At 56.7% G+C, this 17,276-nt stretch carries 16 protein-coding genes and 1 tRNA gene; 12 read left to right on the top strand and 5 right to left on the bottom strand.

Going from position 1 to position 17,276, the window contains the following annotated elements:
- Positions 1-29 precede the first annotated feature (29 nt).
- Complete coding sequence (gene mutS, locus EUU23_RS11735; protein WP_246156441.1) at positions 30-2,636, top strand: DNA mismatch repair protein MutS; 2,607 nt, start codon at positions 30-32, stop codon at positions 2,634-2,636.
- Positions 2,637-2,643: 7 nt separating this feature from the next.
- Here the strand turns inward: mutS and EUU23_RS11730 are convergent, their stop codons facing one another.
- Positions 2,644-3,906, bottom strand: coding sequence for a NupC/NupG family nucleoside CNT transporter (locus EUU23_RS11730; protein WP_160354274.1), 1,263 nt, complete (start codon positions 3,904-3,906; stop codon positions 2,644-2,646).
- 85 nt (positions 3,907-3,991) lie between these two features.
- On the opposite strand from EUU23_RS11730, the gene EUU23_RS11725 reads away from it, so the two are divergent.
- From EUU23_RS11725 to EUU23_RS11700, 6 genes are all read left to right on the top strand, one after another.
- On the top strand, positions 3,992-4,648 hold the full coding sequence (locus EUU23_RS11725) for a queuosine precursor transporter (protein WP_160354273.1): 657 nt from the start codon (positions 3,992-3,994) through the stop codon (positions 4,646-4,648).
- Between the two features lie 2 nt (positions 4,649-4,650).
- Positions 4,651-5,541 carry an acetylglutamate kinase gene (gene argB, locus EUU23_RS11720; protein ID WP_160354272.1) on the top strand — a complete coding sequence of 297 codons (891 nt, stop codon included), beginning with the start codon at positions 4,651-4,653 and terminating at the stop codon, positions 5,539-5,541.
- A 70-nt stretch (positions 5,542-5,611) separates the two neighbouring features.
- Positions 5,612-5,914, top strand: coding sequence for a YggT family protein (locus EUU23_RS11715; RefSeq protein WP_160354271.1), 303 nt, complete (start codon positions 5,612-5,614; stop codon positions 5,912-5,914).
- Positions 5,911-6,807, top strand: a complete 897-nt coding sequence (gene folD, locus EUU23_RS11710; RefSeq protein WP_160354270.1) for a bifunctional methylenetetrahydrofolate dehydrogenase/methenyltetrahydrofolate cyclohydrolase FolD — start codon at positions 5,911-5,913, stop codon at positions 6,805-6,807. Before EUU23_RS11715 ends, folD begins: the two co-directional genes overlap by 4 nt.
- 4 nt (positions 6,808-6,811) lie before the next feature.
- Positions 6,812-7,498 carry a hypothetical protein gene (locus EUU23_RS11705; protein WP_160354269.1) on the top strand — a complete coding sequence of 229 codons (687 nt, stop codon included), beginning with the start codon at positions 6,812-6,814 and terminating at the stop codon, positions 7,496-7,498.
- Positions 7,495-8,115: a MarC family protein gene (locus EUU23_RS11700; protein WP_160354268.1), complete on the top strand. Its 621-nt coding sequence runs from the start codon at positions 7,495-7,497 to the stop codon at positions 8,113-8,115. The genes EUU23_RS11705 and EUU23_RS11700 overlap by 4 nt, the downstream gene beginning before the upstream one ends.
- 17 nt (positions 8,116-8,132) lie before the next feature.
- Here EUU23_RS11700 and EUU23_RS11695 read toward each other — a convergent pair whose 3' ends face one another.
- Both EUU23_RS11695 and EUU23_RS11690 read right to left on the bottom strand, forming a co-directional pair.
- Positions 8,133-8,750: an LON peptidase substrate-binding domain-containing protein gene (locus tag EUU23_RS11695; RefSeq protein ID WP_160354267.1), complete on the bottom strand. Its 618-nt coding sequence runs from the start codon at positions 8,748-8,750 to the stop codon at positions 8,133-8,135.
- Positions 8,747-9,655: a tetratricopeptide repeat protein gene (locus EUU23_RS11690; protein WP_160354735.1), complete on the bottom strand. Its 909-nt coding sequence runs from the start codon at positions 9,653-9,655 to the stop codon at positions 8,747-8,749. Before EUU23_RS11690 ends, EUU23_RS11695 begins: the two co-directional genes overlap by 4 nt.
- A gap of 214 nt (positions 9,656-9,869) precedes the next feature.
- Here EUU23_RS11690 and EUU23_RS11685 point away from each other — a divergent pair.
- Together EUU23_RS11685 and rhuM are read left to right on the top strand one after the other, a co-directional pair.
- Positions 9,870-9,944, top strand: a tRNA-Gly gene (locus EUU23_RS11685).
- Positions 9,945-10,035: 91 nt separating this feature from the next.
- Positions 10,036-11,091, top strand: a complete 1,056-nt coding sequence (rhuM, locus tag EUU23_RS11680; RefSeq protein ID WP_218939601.1) for a RhuM family protein — start codon at positions 10,036-10,038, stop codon at positions 11,089-11,091.
- A 142-nt stretch (positions 11,092-11,233) separates the two neighbouring features.
- On the opposite strand, the gene EUU23_RS11675 is transcribed toward rhuM, so the two are convergent.
- A complete protein-coding gene (locus tag EUU23_RS11675) occupies positions 11,234-12,340 on the bottom strand; it encodes a fatty acid desaturase family protein (RefSeq protein ID WP_160354733.1) in 1,107 nt (368 codons plus the stop codon).
- Between the two features lie 193 nt (positions 12,341-12,533).
- Here EUU23_RS11675 and EUU23_RS11670 point away from each other — a divergent pair, with 193 nt between their 5' ends.
- The gene (locus EUU23_RS11670; protein WP_160354266.1) at positions 12,534-13,715 is read left to right on the top strand and encodes a glycoside hydrolase family 68 protein; all 1,182 of its coding nucleotides are present in this window, start codon (positions 12,534-12,536) and stop codon (positions 13,713-13,715) included.
- Complete coding sequence (locus tag EUU23_RS11665) at positions 13,712-14,605, top strand: ROK family protein (RefSeq protein ID WP_160354265.1); 894 nt, start codon at positions 13,712-13,714, stop codon at positions 14,603-14,605. Before EUU23_RS11670 ends, EUU23_RS11665 begins: the two co-directional genes overlap by 4 nt.
- Positions 14,606-14,611: 6 nt before the next feature.
- On the opposite strand, the gene EUU23_RS11660 is transcribed toward EUU23_RS11665, so the two are convergent.
- Positions 14,612-15,625 (bottom strand): LacI family DNA-binding transcriptional regulator, encoded by a 1,014-nt coding sequence (locus EUU23_RS11660; RefSeq protein ID WP_160354264.1) that lies wholly within the window; start codon positions 15,623-15,625, stop codon positions 14,612-14,614.
- 175 nt (positions 15,626-15,800) lie between these two features.
- On the opposite strand from EUU23_RS11660, the gene EUU23_RS11655 reads away from it, so the two are divergent.
- Positions 15,801-17,123 (top strand): MFS transporter, encoded by a 1,323-nt coding sequence (locus EUU23_RS11655; protein ID WP_246156440.1) that lies wholly within the window; start codon positions 15,801-15,803, stop codon positions 17,121-17,123.
- The last annotated feature ends 153 nt before the right edge of the window (positions 17,124-17,276 follow it).

Raw genomic sequence — 17,276 nt, 5'->3', positions numbered from 1 at the left:
CGTCCCGCCTTCGCTAACGCAATCCGGATATGGCAGGGGATAGCAAACCGACACCGATGATGGTGCAATATCTGGGTCTGAAGGCCAAGGCAGGTGACTGCCTGCTTTTTTACCGGATGGGCGATTTTTTCGAGCTGTTCTTTGACGACGCTCGCGTGGCGGCGGCAACGCTGGATATCGCGCTTACCTCGCGCGGCGAACATGATGGCAGGCCCATTCCCATGTGTGGCGTTCCGGTGCATGCGGCAGAGGGCTATCTGGCGCGGCTGATCAAGGCAGGGCACCGTGTGGCCATCGCCGAACAGACGGAAAGCCCGGACGAGGCGAGGGCGCGTGGCGGGTCCAAAACATTGGTGGCGCGCGACATCATTCGATTCGTGACGGCTGGCACATTGACCGAAGACAGCCTGCTCGATAGCTGGGCGTCGAACATGCTGGTCGCGTTGGTATCGGTCGGCGATGCCATTGGTATTGCAGCAGCGGATATATCGACGGGCCATTTTGAACTGGTGACGGTGCCCCAAGGCGCATTTGAGGCCGAATTGGCACGGTTGGCGGCCAGCGAGATTGTGGTAGCGGAGGGCTTTGAAAGTGCGCCGTTCGGGTCGATCCCGCGTCCGCGCACCGAATTTGACAGCCAGGCCGGTGAGGAAAGTCTGAAACGGCATTTCATGCTGCCGACACTTGAACCTATCGGTGCCGTTTCGCGTGCTGAACTGGCGGCAGCGGGTGGATTGCTGGCCTATCTGGCGCATGTCGGACAAGGCAAAATGCCTTTCCTGAAGATACCGCAGCGCCGTGAGGTACATGATCATTTGCTGATCGATCAGGCGACCCGCGACAGTCTGGAAATCAACAGTGGGACCAAGGGTGGACGGGCCGGTTCGTTACTGGCCGAGATGGACCGCACCATCACCGGCGCGGGCGCGCGGCAATTGGCAGCGGATCTGGCTGCCCCCTTGATGGACAGGGCGAAAATCGAGGCGCGCCTCGCGCTCGTGCAATGGTTCCACGATGCTCCGCTGCTTCGCGACGCCATCCGCACGGCGCTGCGCCAATTGCCTGATATTGCACGCGCACTTGGCCGCGTGGTTGCCGGACGCGGCAGCCCGCGTGATGTGGGGCAAATACGTGATGGGCTGAACGGGGCCCGCACCTTGCGCGAACGGCTGGGCGTGATGGACGACCGGCCCTTTTTGCTCGACCAGTTGCTACCGACGCTCGACGGGCACGGGGCGATGGTTGATCTGTTCACCCGCGCGCTGGTTGCAGCGCCACCGACCGACGCCGGACAAGGGGGCTATATCGCCGAAGGCTATGATGCCGCGCTCGATGCCCTGCGGCTGGCGGGGCGCGATGGGCGACAAGCCATTGCCCAGTTAGAGGCCCGCTATCGCGATTCGACAGGGATTGCAGCGCTGAAAATCCGGCACAACGCGGTGCTGGGCTATTTTGTCGAGGTACCCGCCAAGCATGGCGATTCACTGATGGCCCCCGGCACCGGATTCACCCACCGCCAGACTATGGCAGGGGCAGTGCGGTTCAATTCGCCCGAACTGCATGAAGAGGCCATTCGCATCACGCAGGCTGGCGGCCATGCGCTGGCAGCAGAAGCAGCGCATTTGGAAGAATTGATCGCTTTTGTGCTGGATCGGCGTGATGCGATTTCTGCAAGCGCTGACACGCTGGCACGGATCGATGTGGCCGCCGGCCTTGCCGAACGAGCAGCCGAAGGCGGCTGGTGCCGTCCGGGCTTTGTCGAAGGTGCAGAACTCCATATCGAGGGCGGCCGACATCCCGTGGTCGAAAGCGCGCTCGCCAAATCGGGTGACCGATTTATTGCCAATGATTGCACGCTTGCCCCAGACCGCCGCCTGTGGCTGGTCAGCGGACCCAATATGGGGGGTAAATCAACATTTCTGCGGCAAAATGCGTTGATCGTCCTCCTCGCTCAGGCGGGCAGCTATGTGCCTGCGACCTCGGCCCGGCTGGGGTTGGTAGACCGGCTGTTCAGCCGCGTCGGGGCGTCTGACAATCTGGCGCGGGGCCGCTCGACTTTCATGGTCGAAATGGTCGAAACCGCGGCGATCCTGGCGCAGGCAACCGCGCGGAGCTTTGTGATTTTGGACGAGGTCGGGCGCGGGACCTCCACCTATGACGGACTTGCCATTGCCTGGGCCGTGGTGGAGGGTATTCACGAAACCAACCGCTGCCGTTGTCTTTTTGCCACCCATTATCACGAATTGACCCGGCTCGCCGATAGCCTCGACGCGCTTTCGCTCCACCATGTCCGGGCGAAGGAATATAAAGGCGACCTCGTTCTTCTGCACGAATTGGCACATGGTCCAGCCGATCGTAGCTACGGGATTGCTGTTGCGAAACTCGCTGGGCTACCGCCGCCTGTCATTGCGCGCGCGCAAACCGTGCTCGGCAAGCTTGAAAAAGGACGTGCCGAAACCGGTGGGCTGGCCGCAGGTCTGGGTGACCTGCCCTTGTTTAGCGCAGCGTTGGATGCCGCCGAGGCAAAGGTCGATGCATTGCGCGAAAAACTGACCGGCCTCGACATCGATTCCCTCACCCCCCGAGCCGCGCTTGACCTGCTTTACGAGCTAAAGCGTGCGGCGGGCGAGGGGTGATTTAGAATTATGCCAGACTGAGGAACAGCCCGGCCAGTGCCGCGCTCATCAGGTTGGAGAGGGAGCCTGCTGCCAGGGCTTTCAGGCCCAGTTTTGCAATGACCGGTCGTTGGTTGGGCGCCAATCCGCCGGTTATCGCGATCTGGATGGCGACGGAGAGGATGTTGGCAAAACCGCATAGCGCGAAGGTCACGATGGCAACGGTGGAGGCCGACAGCGTGTTGGCAGCACCGAGTTCGATGAACGCAACAAATTCGTTCAGAACGATTTTAGTCCCGAAAAGTCCGCCTGCCTGGATGGCTTCGTGCCATGGAACACCCAAAAGAAACATAAGCGGTGCAAAGACATAGCCTACAATTTGTTGGAAGCTCAGTTCGGGTTGGCCGAACCAGCCGCCGATTCCACCCAATATACCGTTTGCCAGAGCAACAAGCGCGACAAAGGCCAACACCATGGCACCCACGGCGACGGCGAGCTTGACGCCGGTTTGCGCGCCTTGAGTCGCGGCCATGATGATATTGGCTGGCTTTTCTTCGTCGTCGTGGACTAGGACAGGCTCGTCATCGGGGTGCGGGTTAGCGAGCGCCGGATCACCTTCACCGACCGGCATAGGCGGGACATCGGGCATCATCAGCTTGGCCATCAATATGCCGCCCGGCGCCGACATGAAGGCGGCAGCGAGCAGATAGTCGATGCGGATGCCCATCGATGCATAGGCCGCAAGGATCGTGCCTGCGACGCCTGCCATACCAACTGTCATCACGCAGAAAAGCTGTTCGGGTTTTAATCCTGCCAGATAGGGGCGGATCACCAACGGCGATTCGGACTGGCCAACAAAAATATTGGCCGCCGCGCACAGGCTTTCAACTTTGGAAATGCCGGTGATTTTTTGCAAACCACCACCGATCCAGCGGATCACATATTGCATGATGCCCAGATAATAGAGGATCGAAATCAGCGACGCGAAGAAGATGATCACCGGCAATGCAGCTATGGCAAAACTATTCCCGCCAATATCGGGCGAAGCCAATGGACCAAAGATGAACTTCGTGCCTTCGCCGGCATATCCGAGCAAATTGGAAACGCCATTGGACATGAATCCGAGGACGGTTTTGCCCCAGGGCACATAGAGAACAAGCGCGGCAAGACTGGCTTGTAGGGCGAAGGCGGCGCCCACCACCCGAAATTTGATGGCACGGCGGTTTGTCGATAGCAAAACCGCGATGGCCAAGATTACAACCATGCCCGCAAGGCTCATCAAAATCTGCATAATATCCCCGACCCTGAGTTATTTAGACTTCACCTAGCGTCAAGCGCAGTCTTGCGCCAATAAAAATAGACGCTAGTCAGTGTCCATGACTGAACAGACCAAATCGGGCACTTCTTTGGGTGTCATTCCGCGCTCGCTCTTTGTTTTTGCCATTTTTTATGGTGGTATGGTTCCTCTGGGCGGCTTTCTGGGTGCGAAACAAGTGGCGATTGGACCCTTGGCCGTCGAAGCCGGGATTTTTCCTTTTCTGACCCTGATTGCGGTATCGAGCGCCATTGCCGAATTGCACGGGCGCGAAATTGCCGACAGGTTGGTTCGCTTCGGTTTCGTTCCGCTGTTTATCGCGATTGGCCTGTCCTATTTCGTGCTGCAGCTGCCGACCGATGCGGGCATGTACGAACCCGCAAAGGAAGCATTTCCGATCATCGTCGGCCAAAGCGGGCGGATGATGGCGGCAGGTATTTTGGCCTATGGCGTATCGGTATCCCTGAATGTCTGGCTGTTTGCGCGGCTGAAAGGGACATCGGGCCGGTTTCTGGCGATACGCGGATTCATTGCGGCGGCGTTGTCGCAGATTGTCGATACGCTGATCTTTATCACTGTCTCCTTCTATGGCGTCCGCCCGATTGCCGACCTGATGATGGGTCAGATGATCGCCAAGATTGTCCTTTCGGCCGTGATGGTTCCTTTGGTCATCGCACTGGTTGTGCGTATCGGCCGCAAGCTGGACGCAGTGGCCTGACGATGGGCATCGACCCGATCAACCTTGCCAAGGCGGAAACGCTTACCGAGGCCCTTCCCTATTTGCAGCGCTATGCGGGTAAGACCTTTGTCGTGAAATATGGCGGCCATGCGATGGGTGATGCGGCTTTGGCGCGGGACTTTGCGGCGGATATTGTGTTGCTGAAGGCTGTCGGCATCAATCCGGTTGTCGTGCATGGCGGCGGCCCCCAAATCGGCGCGATGCTCAAAAAGCTTGGCGTCGAAAGCGAATTTGTCGATGGACTGCGCGTTACTGATGCCGAAACAGCCAAGGTCGCCGAAATGGTGTTGTCAGGGGCGATCAACAAAGAATTGGTCGGCTGGATCAACGCCGCTGGTGGCCGGGCGCTGGGTATTTCGGGCAAGGATGGCGGCTTTGTGACAGCGACCAAGGTGCAACGGACCCAGAAGGACCCGGACAGTAATATCGAACGTAATATCGATCTGGGTTTTGTCGGCGAACCGCAAAAGGTTGATCGCAGCGTTATCGATACAATCAGCGGTGCCGGAATGATCCCCGTCATCGCCCCGATCGGCGTAGGCGAAGATGGCCACACCTATAATATCAATGCAGATACCATGGCGGGCGCGGTGGCAAGTGCGCTCGGTGCGTCGCGTTTGTTTTTGCTGACCGATGTGGCAGGCGTTCTCGACAAAGCAGGGGATTTGCTAACCGATCTCGACCCCGAAGCCATTGTCGCACTGCAGACCGATGGTACGATCAGCGGCGGCATGATCCCCAAGATCGAAACTTGCGTGAATGCGGTGGAAGCAGGGGTAGACGCCGCCGTTATTTTGGACGGCCGTGCCAGCCATGCGATGCTGATCGAAATGTTCACCGACAAGGGCGCAGGCACGCTTATCCATAAATAGTGTTTTAGGGTGTTGATACAGCGCGCCGCCTCAGCTAATCGCACTTAACTGCCCCCTATCGGAGAAACCCATGCTTCTCGCGCTTATTTCGATCATTGGTTATTTGATGACGATCTTGTCGACCGTGGTCATTGTGCAATTCATCCTCAGCCTGTTGATCGCCTTCAATGTGGTCAGCCTGTCGAACAATTTCGTGTCCTCCATCTGGCATGCGCTCAATATGATCTTGGACCCGTTTCTCAAGCCGATCCGCAAGATAATGCCGGATACGGGCATGATCGATTTTTCGCCGATGGTGTTGCTGATCGGCCTTCGTATTCTGCAAATGCTGTTGATGGGACTTGCCAATGACATTGCTTCGGCAGGCATATGAGCAGCGCCGCGATCATTGACGGCAAGTCATTTGCCGCCGCCTTGCGTGGACGCATCGCTGCATCCGTGCCGGAATTTATCGCGCAAAGTGGGCGCAAGCCCGGGCTTGCCGTCGTTCTGGTGGGCGATGATCCCGCCAGTCAAGTCTATGTCGGGTCCAAGAAAAAAGCGACAGTCGAAGCCGGAATGGATAGTTTCGAATATCGCCTGCCCGAAGATACGGCACAGGCGGACCTCATATCGCTTGTTGAACGGTTGAACGCCGATGACCATGTCGACGGCATCCTCGTTCAATTGCCGTTGCCCCCGCATATGGATGATAAGGCGGTTATTGCTGCATTGGATCCAGCTAAGGATGTGGACGGTTTCCACGTGGTCAACGCCGGACGGCTTGCCGTGGGCGAAGATGCCTTTGTTCCTTGTACACCGCTGGGCTGCCTGATGCTGCTCAAGGATCGGATCGGCGATTTGTCTGGCAAAAATGCGGTGGTGATTGGCCGTTCGAACATTGTCGGTAAGCCAATGGCGCAGCTTTTGCTGGCCGAAAATTGCACGGTCACGATCGCGCACAGCCGGACGCAAGATCTGGCCGAGGTGGTCCGCCGCGCCGATATCATTGTCGCGGCGGTGGGCCGTGCGGAAATGGTCAGGGGCGACTGGATCAAGCAGGGCGCGGTCGTCATTGATGTCGGCATCAACCGGCTGGCACCAGCGCCCGGTGAAACCAAGGGCCGTTTGGTCGGCGATGTTGCCTTTGCCGAAGCAGTGGCGCATTCTGCCGCAATCACACCGGTACCAGGAGGGGTTGGCCCCATGACGATCGCCTGTTTGTTACGCAACACGCTTGTCGCGGCGCACCGCCGTGCGGGCCTTGCCCACCCCGAAGGATTTTAGCGCAATGAAACGGCTAGGTCTATTGGGCGGCGTCATGTTGACCGTTTCAGCCTGTGCCGGCGGACCACAGGCGCCTTCGGGGTTCGAACCGCGTATCGCCAATCCGAGCGCCATCATCTCTGCCGAAATAGCCTTTGCCCGTCTGGCGCAAGAAAAGGGCCAGTGGACGGCCTTTCGCGAAACGGCGGCGAAGGATGCCATAATGTTCGACCCGCAGCCAAATCTGGCGCAGGCCTGGCTCAAAGGTCGTGCTGACCCGCCTGCTGCGGTCAAATGGCAAGCGCATAAGGCGTTCATGTCGTGCGATGGCAAAACCGGCGCGACAACCGGCGCATGGCAACGGGCCAATGGCACATTCGGTTATTTCACAACAATATGGCAGTTCATTCAAAAGAATGAGCGCGGCGATGGTGAATGGAAATGGGTGGTTGACCATGGCGATGCACTTGCGACAGCCCGAGCGCCCAAGGAAATGATCGAAACCAAGGTAGCAAGTTGCAAAGGCAGAGCGCCTGCCTTGCTCACCGCCCCGGCCGAAGGCGCGCAGATGAAAAGCGGCTATTCGCGCGACCAGTCACTCAACTATACATGGGTAGTCCAGCCCGATGGCAGCCGCTCGGTCGAGGTGAAGCTTTGGAACGGGCAGGCTTTGGAAACCGTTATATCGGATCAGGTTGCAGCGCCCACATGATCGATCTTTTCCTTTCGGCATTCATCACCTTTTTTGTCGTTATCGACCCGCCAGGTTGCGCGCCGATATACGCAAGTCTGACCAAGGGGGCCAGCACGGCCCAGCGTCGCAACATGGCGTTTCGCGCGATATTTGTGGCGTCATTGATATTGCTCGTGTTCGCATTATTTGGCGAAGAATTGCTGGCGGCGCTGCATATCGAACTGAACAGCTTCCGGATCGCAGGCGGCATCATGCTGTTCCTGATCGCCATCGACATGGTGTTTGAAAAACGTACCGAACGCCGCGAAGAACGGGCGCAAAAAATCATCGACACACCGGAAATCGAGGATGTTTCGGTCTTTCCGATGGCCATGCCGATGATTGCAGGGCCAGGGTCGATTGCGTCGGTCATGCTTTTAATGTCGCAAAATGAAGGGCTCGACAGGGCCGGAATCATCTTGTCTGCATTGTTCGCGGTACTCGCGCTGACCTTGCTGGCATTGCTGGCCGCCGGGCCATTGATGCGGGTTTTGGGCGCGCAGACAGAGGCGGTAATTACCCGGTTGCTCGGTGTTTTGTTGGCTGCATTAGCAGCACAATTTGTGATCGACGGTTTGCGCGAAAGCTTTTTGTAGCCGCGCTTATCCGTCCGTTACTGCAAAGTAACCCGATCGTCCGATCCATCATGCCGCCCGAAAAACTGCATCAACTGCACGATCAAATCGGCGCGCATTGACAGACCCCGTGCCTCCAGCAAGGCCTGTTTTGCGGCAAAGTCAAAAGGCGCGATTTGTGCGATGGCGTTGACCAGGGAATAATCGTCCAACTGGCCTACGGCCGCCCAATCGACGGCATAGCCCTGAATATCGGCAAAACGGCGTGACTCTATTTCGAGGGACGCCCGCTCGGCAATGGACAGCGCATCTGACGCTTCATCCTCTTCCCAAAGATCTGCTTCAACCTGACGAAAACTGGTTGTGACATCGAGCTCCTTGCGGATCGAAAAACGCTGAAGCCCTTCCAATATGATGTTGTAGCGGCCGTCTTCCATCGCCTCGACATCGCCGATCCGGCCTAAACAGCCGACTTGGAATAGGGCGGGGCTGTTGCCTTGTCCTTTGGGCTGGACCATCCCGACCATCCGGTCACGCGCCAGCGAATCACCGACCAGATCGCGGTAGCGCGGCTCGAATATATGCAAAGGCAGTTGCATGCCGGGAAACAAGATCGCCCCGGTCAATGGAAAGATTGAGATGCGACGGACGGTCATCCGAACAAAATGGCCGATAATTTGCGACGTGTGGCGGAAACCCAAGGGTCTTCCAGACCGATCATCGCAAAAATTTCCAGCAGTCGCGCCTTGGCAGCACCGTCATTCCATGTGCGGTCGGCGGCGATGCTGTGTAGCAACTCGTCAGCGGCTTCGTCGCGAAATCCTGCCGCCATTAACGCGTTGGCGAGTTCGATCCGCTTGGCATGATCGTCGGGCTGCGTGGCGACGGCTGTTTTCAATGCCTCCAGCTCATCGGGCGCCACGGCGGCTGCTGCGATACTCAAAACTGAATTTGCCCGCACCAGAGCGGCATCGCTTTTCTGTTCGTCGGTCAGGCTGTCAAATATGGCCTGCGCCTCTTCTGCACGGCCCATTGCAGCCAGTGCGCGAATCAGGCCCGATAAAGCAGCCGGATGCTCTGGCGCGATACCGAGGGCATCGATAAACAAACCATAAGCCTGCTCTTCGCCACCATGATCCAGCAACTCTTCGCCCGCGTCGAGCAATGGCGCGATTTGCGCGGCAGGGTCGGGCGTCGTGTCACCCCGCGTGACCGGCAGCTTTTCCAAAATCTGGTCCAGCATCTGGGTTAATTGCGGTTCTGTACGAGCCGGGGTCAGATCGGCCACAGGCTGGCCCTGAAAAATGGCGTAAACGGTGGGGATTGACCGGACCTGGAATTGCGCGGCGATGAATTTATTTTCATCGACATTCACCTTGGCCAGTACGACGCCACGGTCGGCATAATCGGCAGCGACTTTTTCCAGCACGGGCGTCAATTGCTTGCACGGTCCGCACCATTCCGCCCAGAAGTCCAATATGACCAGCTTGTCCATCGAAGGTGTCACCACCTGTTCGCGGAATTGCTCGACTGCTTTTTGCTCTTCGGTGGTCAGGCCCATCGTTGCCAATGCTATTCTCCATGCTTTCTGCAGCAGATTCGACTATGCCCTATGTGCGCAAAGCCATGCCATATACAAGATAGGCAATCACTCCTTTGCATAAAAAGCATGTAATTGGGGGTTGCGGGACCAAAACCCCCATGCTAACGGCGCGCCTCACCTGTCGGGGAATCAGCGATGGCCATGAGGTCAATCACTTGTACCGACCGCCAGAGCGGGCGTAGCTCAGGGGTAGAGCACAACCTTGCCAAGGTTGGGGTCGAGGGTTCGAATCCCTTCGCCCGCTCCAATGTTAACACGCAAGTGATGCTTGACGGCGCATCGACCGTGAAACACGGTGCTATTGGCAATAGCACCGCCAAGTGCTATTTGTTCCCTTTATGTTCGAATCGTCTATTGGGGCAATGTTAATGTCAGATCTGGAACCTGTGCATCTGCAAGAGGATCAAGCGACGGGTGACCGATTTCTTTTTTATGGGACGGATACCGGACCCAAGGTAGAAATTTACTATCAGGGTGACGAACTCTGGATGACACAGGCTCAAATCGCCGATCTGTATGGTCGGGACGTTTCGACAATATCTCGACACATAGGCAGCATTCTCGAAGAGGGCGAACTCGACGAGAGCAATTTGCATAAAACGCAAATTGCTTCATCAACCAAACCGATCACGCTCTACAGCTTAGATATGGTGATCTCTGTTGGCTATCGTGTCTCCTCAAAGCAAGCCACAATGTTCCGCAGATGGGCCACAAACAAACTGGTCCAATTCGCCACGAAGGGTTTTGTAGTCGATGCAACTCGGCTTAAGAGTCCCGATTATCGTGACCGCGTCACGGAACTCCGCGATATCATTAGGGACATCAGGTCGGACGAAGCCAATGTATATCGCGAACTACGTTCGATCTGTGCAATGTGCCAAGATTATGATGGCACTTCAGACGAGTGGCACGAATTCTATAAAAACACGCAAGCCAAGCTAATTTATGCGGTTGCGTCAAATACCCCCGCTGAAGTGCTTAACAATAGGGCTGATTCCAACGCGCCAAATATGGGACTTCAAACATGGCCGAATGACAACATCCGAAAAGCGGATGTGACTACGTCGAAGAACTATCTGGCCGAGCGAGAGATCAAGGAACTTAATCGCCTTACCACGATCCTGCTCGACATATTTGAAGACCAGCTGGATATCGGGCGCTTGAAGACAATGGTTGAAGCTGGCAATTTACTTGACAAGCAGCTGAAGGATTTAGGTCGGTCGGTGTTGCGTTCCGGCGGTCGCGTATCCATGAAGGATGCTAAAAAACATGCCGAGCGCGAATATGATAAGTTTAAGGCAAAAGTTAAGGCGTTGCGTCATGAAGCGGCTGACAAGGTCATTTCAGAAATTAAAACCGCGCAAAAAGGTCTTCCAAGAACCACGAAGAAATAGTCAGTGGGTCCGTTGTAGACGTCTATCTTTTGTCTAAGCAGGCGTAGTTTGGGCATCATAGTTTGGCCGACAACAGTGATGCTAACGCTCGAATCCCTTCGCCCGCTCCAGTTTTTCAATGACTTCCGAATAATAAGGCCGTTTAGGCCCCGCGTACCATTGTGCTTTTCGCCAAGCGATAGGCGAGGCCGGGCAAGCCTTTGTAACTGGCGTTGTGGTAGGCGGAATCCGGTGCGAGTTCGGCGCTGAGGCGGCGATGTGCTTCGCCCAGCGCGTGATAGGGCACGCTTGGCAGCAAATGGTGCAAGGCATGGTAGCGCAGGCCGACTGGGGCCCACAATGCGGGCAACAGCCCTGGCGGCGGGACATTGACGCTGTCGAGGAATTGCGCCGTGACGCTCAACGGTTCTCCGTCATTCTCCCACAAATGCGCGACCAGCGTGCGAATTTGGTTCAACACGGCGACTGCCGATACGATGGCCAAAAAGATCAGGAACGCATTCAGCGGGATGATTCCGGTGAAAACACCGGTCAGCAGCGCAATAGACCAGATGCTGGCGACGGTTTCCTGCCAGATCCAGTTGCGGCGCGCTTCGCCCTCGGCCGGACGGCGGCGGAAGGCAGGGTTGATGACAAGCCCGGAATAGCGTTCCACCACAAGCCTGCGCAGCGGCGGGATGAAAAGAGACAAGGGCGCCAAAACGGCATTGCGGAACAGCAGCGCCAAAGGCGCGAGGATCGATACGAGGATGAAGACCGGAAGGGTCCACGGCTTCATCAGCGCAAGTGGCAGATATTCGGGATCCTGATCTGTTCCGTAACGGGTGCGCGAGTGGTGCAGGTTGTGAATGCCCTCATACATATAGGACGGCACCAGCAGCGGCACGCCGATGACCGCGTTAAAGCCGAAGCGGAAACCCGGCACGGAAGAATGCTTCATATGGGTGACTTCATGGATAAAGCCACCCGCCCGGTAGAGCGCGAGTATCGAAACGGCGGCGGCCACAAGCTGCAACCAAAGTGGCGCGGCCACGATCGCAACGGCGAGTGCAGCATAGCCCAGAAACGCCGAAAACAGGAAATCCGACCAGAAGATACGCGGGTTCGCGGTCCCCAGATCGCGCGTCAGTTCAGCGACCGCGCGCAGCATTGCCTTGTCGTCGGGCACGCGCTTCAGGCGCTCGGCACGGGCGGCAACGCCGATGTCGGGCGTTGTTTCACGCGCCGTTTCGGCTGGGGAGAAGGTCATGTCAGTCATTTCAGCAGTTTCGGAAAAAGGGGGTCATCTAACCCCAGATAGGCATTAGTCGTGGCGATATCATGGCAAAAAAGGCCAATTGTGGCCCGGAAATTTCGCTAATGCATATTTATGCAAACGATTGTTGTATTTTTTTCGGCGGCGCGATAGGGACGGCTCAGAAGAGAGGGGGCCAAGACGCCAGATGCCGATTTCAGCACAAACTGCCCATTTTGATTCAAAGCGGCCGCTGTCACGCTGGACCAGGGCGCATGTGGCCGGCATTTTGCAGCGTCCGCTTCCCGAAGCGCCCGTCATTATGGCGGCTGATGCAAAACCTCTTTTGCCCGGCGAAGATCTGTGGGATCTGTGGCCGCTGCAAAATCCGGATGGCAGTGTTGCCGACATTGCGGGCGGTGAACTTTGGATGGTGCTGTCGGCCCCCCGTCTGGCTGACCCTGCTATGCGCCATGATATTGCGCGCACCCGCCTGTTGCACCGCGTCGGCCAACAATGGCGCGATTGTGGATTGCTATTTCCGGACGACCTTAATCCGGGAACGCGCGAATGGTCGGGTTCGGCGCGTTACAATTCGTCCGATGGACAGGTCACCGCCTATTTCACCGCCACCGGACGTCGGGGTGAGCCCGGTCAAAGCTTTGAACAACGTCTGTTCCAGACCAACGGCCACCTTGATCTATCGGGACCGCTACCCGCCATATCCAATTGGTCCGTCGCCAGCCCGATTGCCGTGAATGACGGTGGCTTTTATGTGGATTTACGGGTGGAACAAGGGGTTCCGGGCAATATCAAAGGGTTTCGTGACCCCTATTGGTTTTGCGACCCCGCTGATGGCCATGCCTATATCCTGTTCACCGGATCGCAGGCCGGGTCAGGGTCCAGCCATAATGGCGTCGTCGGGCTTGCGGTAGCACATTCGGCTATGGGCGAAGATGGTTTCCGTCTGTTACCGCCGATCATCACCGCTGACGGCGTCTGCAACGAGATGGAACGGCCTCATCTGGTTTTGAAGGACGGGCTTTACTATCTGTTTTGGTCCTCGCAAAATTCGGTATTCGCTCCGGATGGACCAAAGGGGCCAAGCGGGCTGTACGGCATGGTTGCTCCGGCGTTGCCCGGTCCTTACGAACCGCTGAATGGCAGCGGCCTCGTCATAGCCAACCCCGCCGCCGAGCCCCGGCAAGCCTATTGCTGGCAAGTGCTGGACACGCTTGAGGTTGTGAGCTTTGTCGACCATTGGGGCTTGCAGGGCCGGGATATGTTTGCTGAACCCCGGTTGCAACGTGACCAGTTCGGGGGCACAATTGCGCCTGTGCTGAAAATTGCCATCGACGGGACCACAACTTGCCTGCTGGGCCTCGCATGACCCGGCCGCTATTTGGATGTATCGAGGCGGGCGGTACAAAATTTGTCGCTGCGATTGTGGCGGGACCCGACGATATTCGGGAAACCGTGCGGTTCGATACCACCACACCTGCAGAAACCATTGGCGCAACGCTCGACTGGTTGCGGGCGGCACAGGGTCGCCATGGCGCATTGTCTGCCATAGGCATTGCAAGCTTTGGTCCATTGGAACTGGATCGTGCGGCACCCGATTGGGGATATATTACCGCGACGACCAAAAAAGGGTGGAGCAATTGCGACTTTGCCGGCCTGATCGGCCGATCTTTGAGCTTGCCGGTCGGCTTCGACACTGATGTAAACGGTGCCGCGCTCGCTGAATCGCGGTGGGGCGCGGGGCGAGGAAAGCCGGTCTGCGTTTATGTCACCATAGGTACTGGTATCGGCGGCGGGGCGATCATCGATGGCAAGCCGCTACAGGGTCTTTCACACCCTGAAATGGGGCATATAAGATTACCGCGCCATGCCGATGATACCGGATTTTCAGGCGTCTGCCCGTTCCATGGCGATTGCCTCGAAGGTCTTGCCAGCGGCCCTGCAATCATGGCGCGCTGGGGGGCATCGCTTTCGGATTTGCCGCAAGGTCATGTGGCACATGATATCATCGCCTGGTACCTGGCGCATATGGTCGTCACGCTACAGTCAATCATGGAGCCTGCATGCGTTATCTTGGGCGGCGGAGTAACCGGCACCCCCGGCCTGATCGACCGTATCCGCACACAGGCTGATATCTTGGGCGGCGGCTATTTTCGCGGGCGAGCAAAAGACATTATCATACCGCCGGGCCTTGGTGATAAGGCAGGGCTGCTCGGTGGTCTTGCATTGGCGCAGGACATACTGCCGCACGCGGTTTAGGCCAGATCAGCTTGATTGGCGGATGACCAATTCCGGCTCGAGCACCACAGATCCTGTTTCTTCGCCCGCAATTCGCCGGAACAGCAGGTCAACCAAATGGGCTGCCCCTGCGGCAAGATCCTGCTTCACGGTCGATAAGGTAGGCACTGTCTGGTTGGAAAAAGGCAGGTCATCATATCCGATTACATGCACTTGACCGGGCACAGTTACACCATGTTCAGCGAGCGCGCGCAGGGCGCTCATGGCGATCACATCAGATGCGGCGATAATCCCATTGGGGATGGACCGCGTGTCATCCAACCATTTGCTGATCGCCGGATGCGCGGTTTCCGCGGTCAAATGGGCAGGCAGGATGCTCAGATTACTGGACATATTTACCGCGGATAGCGCGGCGCGGCATCCTTCAAGCCGTTCCGATATTTCAGGGGCGACCGGATCACCGAAAAACGCAAAATTCCGGCACCCGCGTTCAATCAGATGGCGTGTTGCGATTTCGCCACCCTTCCGGTTGTCCGAGCCAACCGAACAATGGATTTTCCCCGGAAGGTTGGCACCCCAAGCGACCAGCGGTAGATACCGGCTGGCCATTTTCTCGATCACGTCAATTTGGTCCGACTGGCCGATTAAAATGACCCCGTCGACCCGTCCTGAATCAACAACGCGGTTTAACCAGTCGGGATCTTTCGGAATAACCCGTGACAATAGCAGATCATGCCCCCGTTCAGTCAACGCATCGGCCAGATGACCAAGCATAGTCATGAAAAACGGGTCGGAAATATGCTGTCCGGTTTCATGACCCAGTGGAATAAGAACGCCAATGGCACCGGCGCGCTTGATCCGCAGGTTACGCGCCATCACATTGGGCCGAAAATCATGTTCGCGGGCCAATTGCTGGATTTTCTCGCGCGTTTTCTTTGCTATCAGCTGCGAATCGGCAAGCGCGCGCGACACTGTTCCTGGGGAAACGCCGGCCAGTCTGGCTAAATCTGTGATATTCCGAACCCGCCCCTGATCGCTCATTTCCACTCCTCAATCCGGGTCCACATAAGGCCAGTATTGAGAGTGATTTGCCCGCAAGGCAAGAGGGAAAGAAAAGAACAGTGCCGTGTAATGCAATCGATTGTTGCATTCTCGCGTCCACGCGTTAGCATCTTGTCCGAGAAGAAACGGATTGTTCCGTTCGGGGGAGAGGAAAATGTCCAAGCGAGGCGAAAAGCCGCATCTGTCACTTTCGAAAATATTGCAGATGAATCTGGGTTTTCTGGGTCTGCAATTCAGCTTCGGGCTGCAACAGGGGAATATGGCCCCGATCTATTCTTATCTGGGTGCCGACGAAGCGTCTTTACCTATCCTGCAACTGGCAGGCCCGATCACCGGTCTTGTGGTGCAACCGATTATCGGCGCGATGAGTGACCGGACCAATTCCAAATGGGGGCGGCGTACCCCTTATTTCATCATCGGTGCGATATTATGTTCGATCGGCCTTTTGTTCATGCCGCTTTCGCAAAGCATTTTGATGGCGGCGAGCCTGTTGTGGATATTGGATGCCGGTAACAATATCACGATGGAACCCTATCGCGCCTATGTGAGCGACCGGTTGAACGAAAACCAGCACAATGTGGGATTTCTAACGCAAAGCGCGTTTACCGGCCTTGCCCAATGTCTCGCTCTCGGCACGCCTGCGTTGCTGGTCGGCCTGTTTGGAATGAACAAGGATGCGATCGGCGCTAATAATATTCCAGATACGGTATATATTGTTTTCACCGTCGGCGCGGTTTTATCGCTGTCGACAATATTATGGTCGGTCATTCGCGTACCCGAATTGCCACTGACCGAGATCCAGAAAGCCGAAATCGCCGCGCAACCCAAGACAGCATCGGCAACCTTCAGGGAAATCGGATCGGCCATTCGTGAAATGCCGACGCCGATGCGAAAGTTGGGCGTGATGATGCTTTTCCAATGGTATGCCATGGGGATTTACTGGACCTATGTGACCTATTCGATAGCCCGTTCGGTCTATAATACCACCGAACCGGTCAGCGACGGTTTCCGCAGCGCGGTGTTGACCAACGGAACGATGGCCGCATTTTATAATGCAGTGGCTTTTGTTTCCGCCCTGTTGATGATGCCTTTGATCCGAAAAATAGGTGCACGCAAGGTCCATGCCTTTGCCCTCGTGTCGGGCGGCCTCGGTATGATGGCGATCCCATATATGACAGAGACGGCGATGCTGTTCCCGGCCGCAATTGGTGTCGGTATTTGCTGGGGCAGCATCATGGGTACGCCTTATGTCATGCTGGCAAGCTGTATCCCGCCGCGCCGGACCGGCGTATATATGGGAATCTTCAACATGATGATTGTCATACCGATGTTACTGAACGCGGCGACTTTCCCATTTTACTATGGACCCTGGTTAGGCGGGGATGCGCGCAATGCGCTTGTGCTGGCTGGCATTCTGCTAATCTGCGCGGCCATGGCCGTTCTAAGGGTGAAGGATTCAGAACTGGGTGCGGCATAATCCCTGTTATCGCGTCGTTGATGTGACGTTAATGCAACAAAAAAGGGGCTTCAGGCTTTTTATGCAAAGGTTTGCGGAAAATTCTTGCAAACGATTTCCAAATCTCTATCAAGCGCAGTGGAGGCGCGCAAAACTGTGCCCGGATTTAGGACT

It is taken from the genome of Sphingorhabdus profundilacus (assembly GCF_009769755.1).
Lineage (GTDB): Bacteria > Pseudomonadota > Alphaproteobacteria > Sphingomonadales > Sphingomonadaceae > Sphingorhabdus_B > Sphingorhabdus_B profundilacus.
Note: the sequence above shows the minus strand (reverse complement) of the source record. Positions and strands in the feature narration are given on the sequence as shown.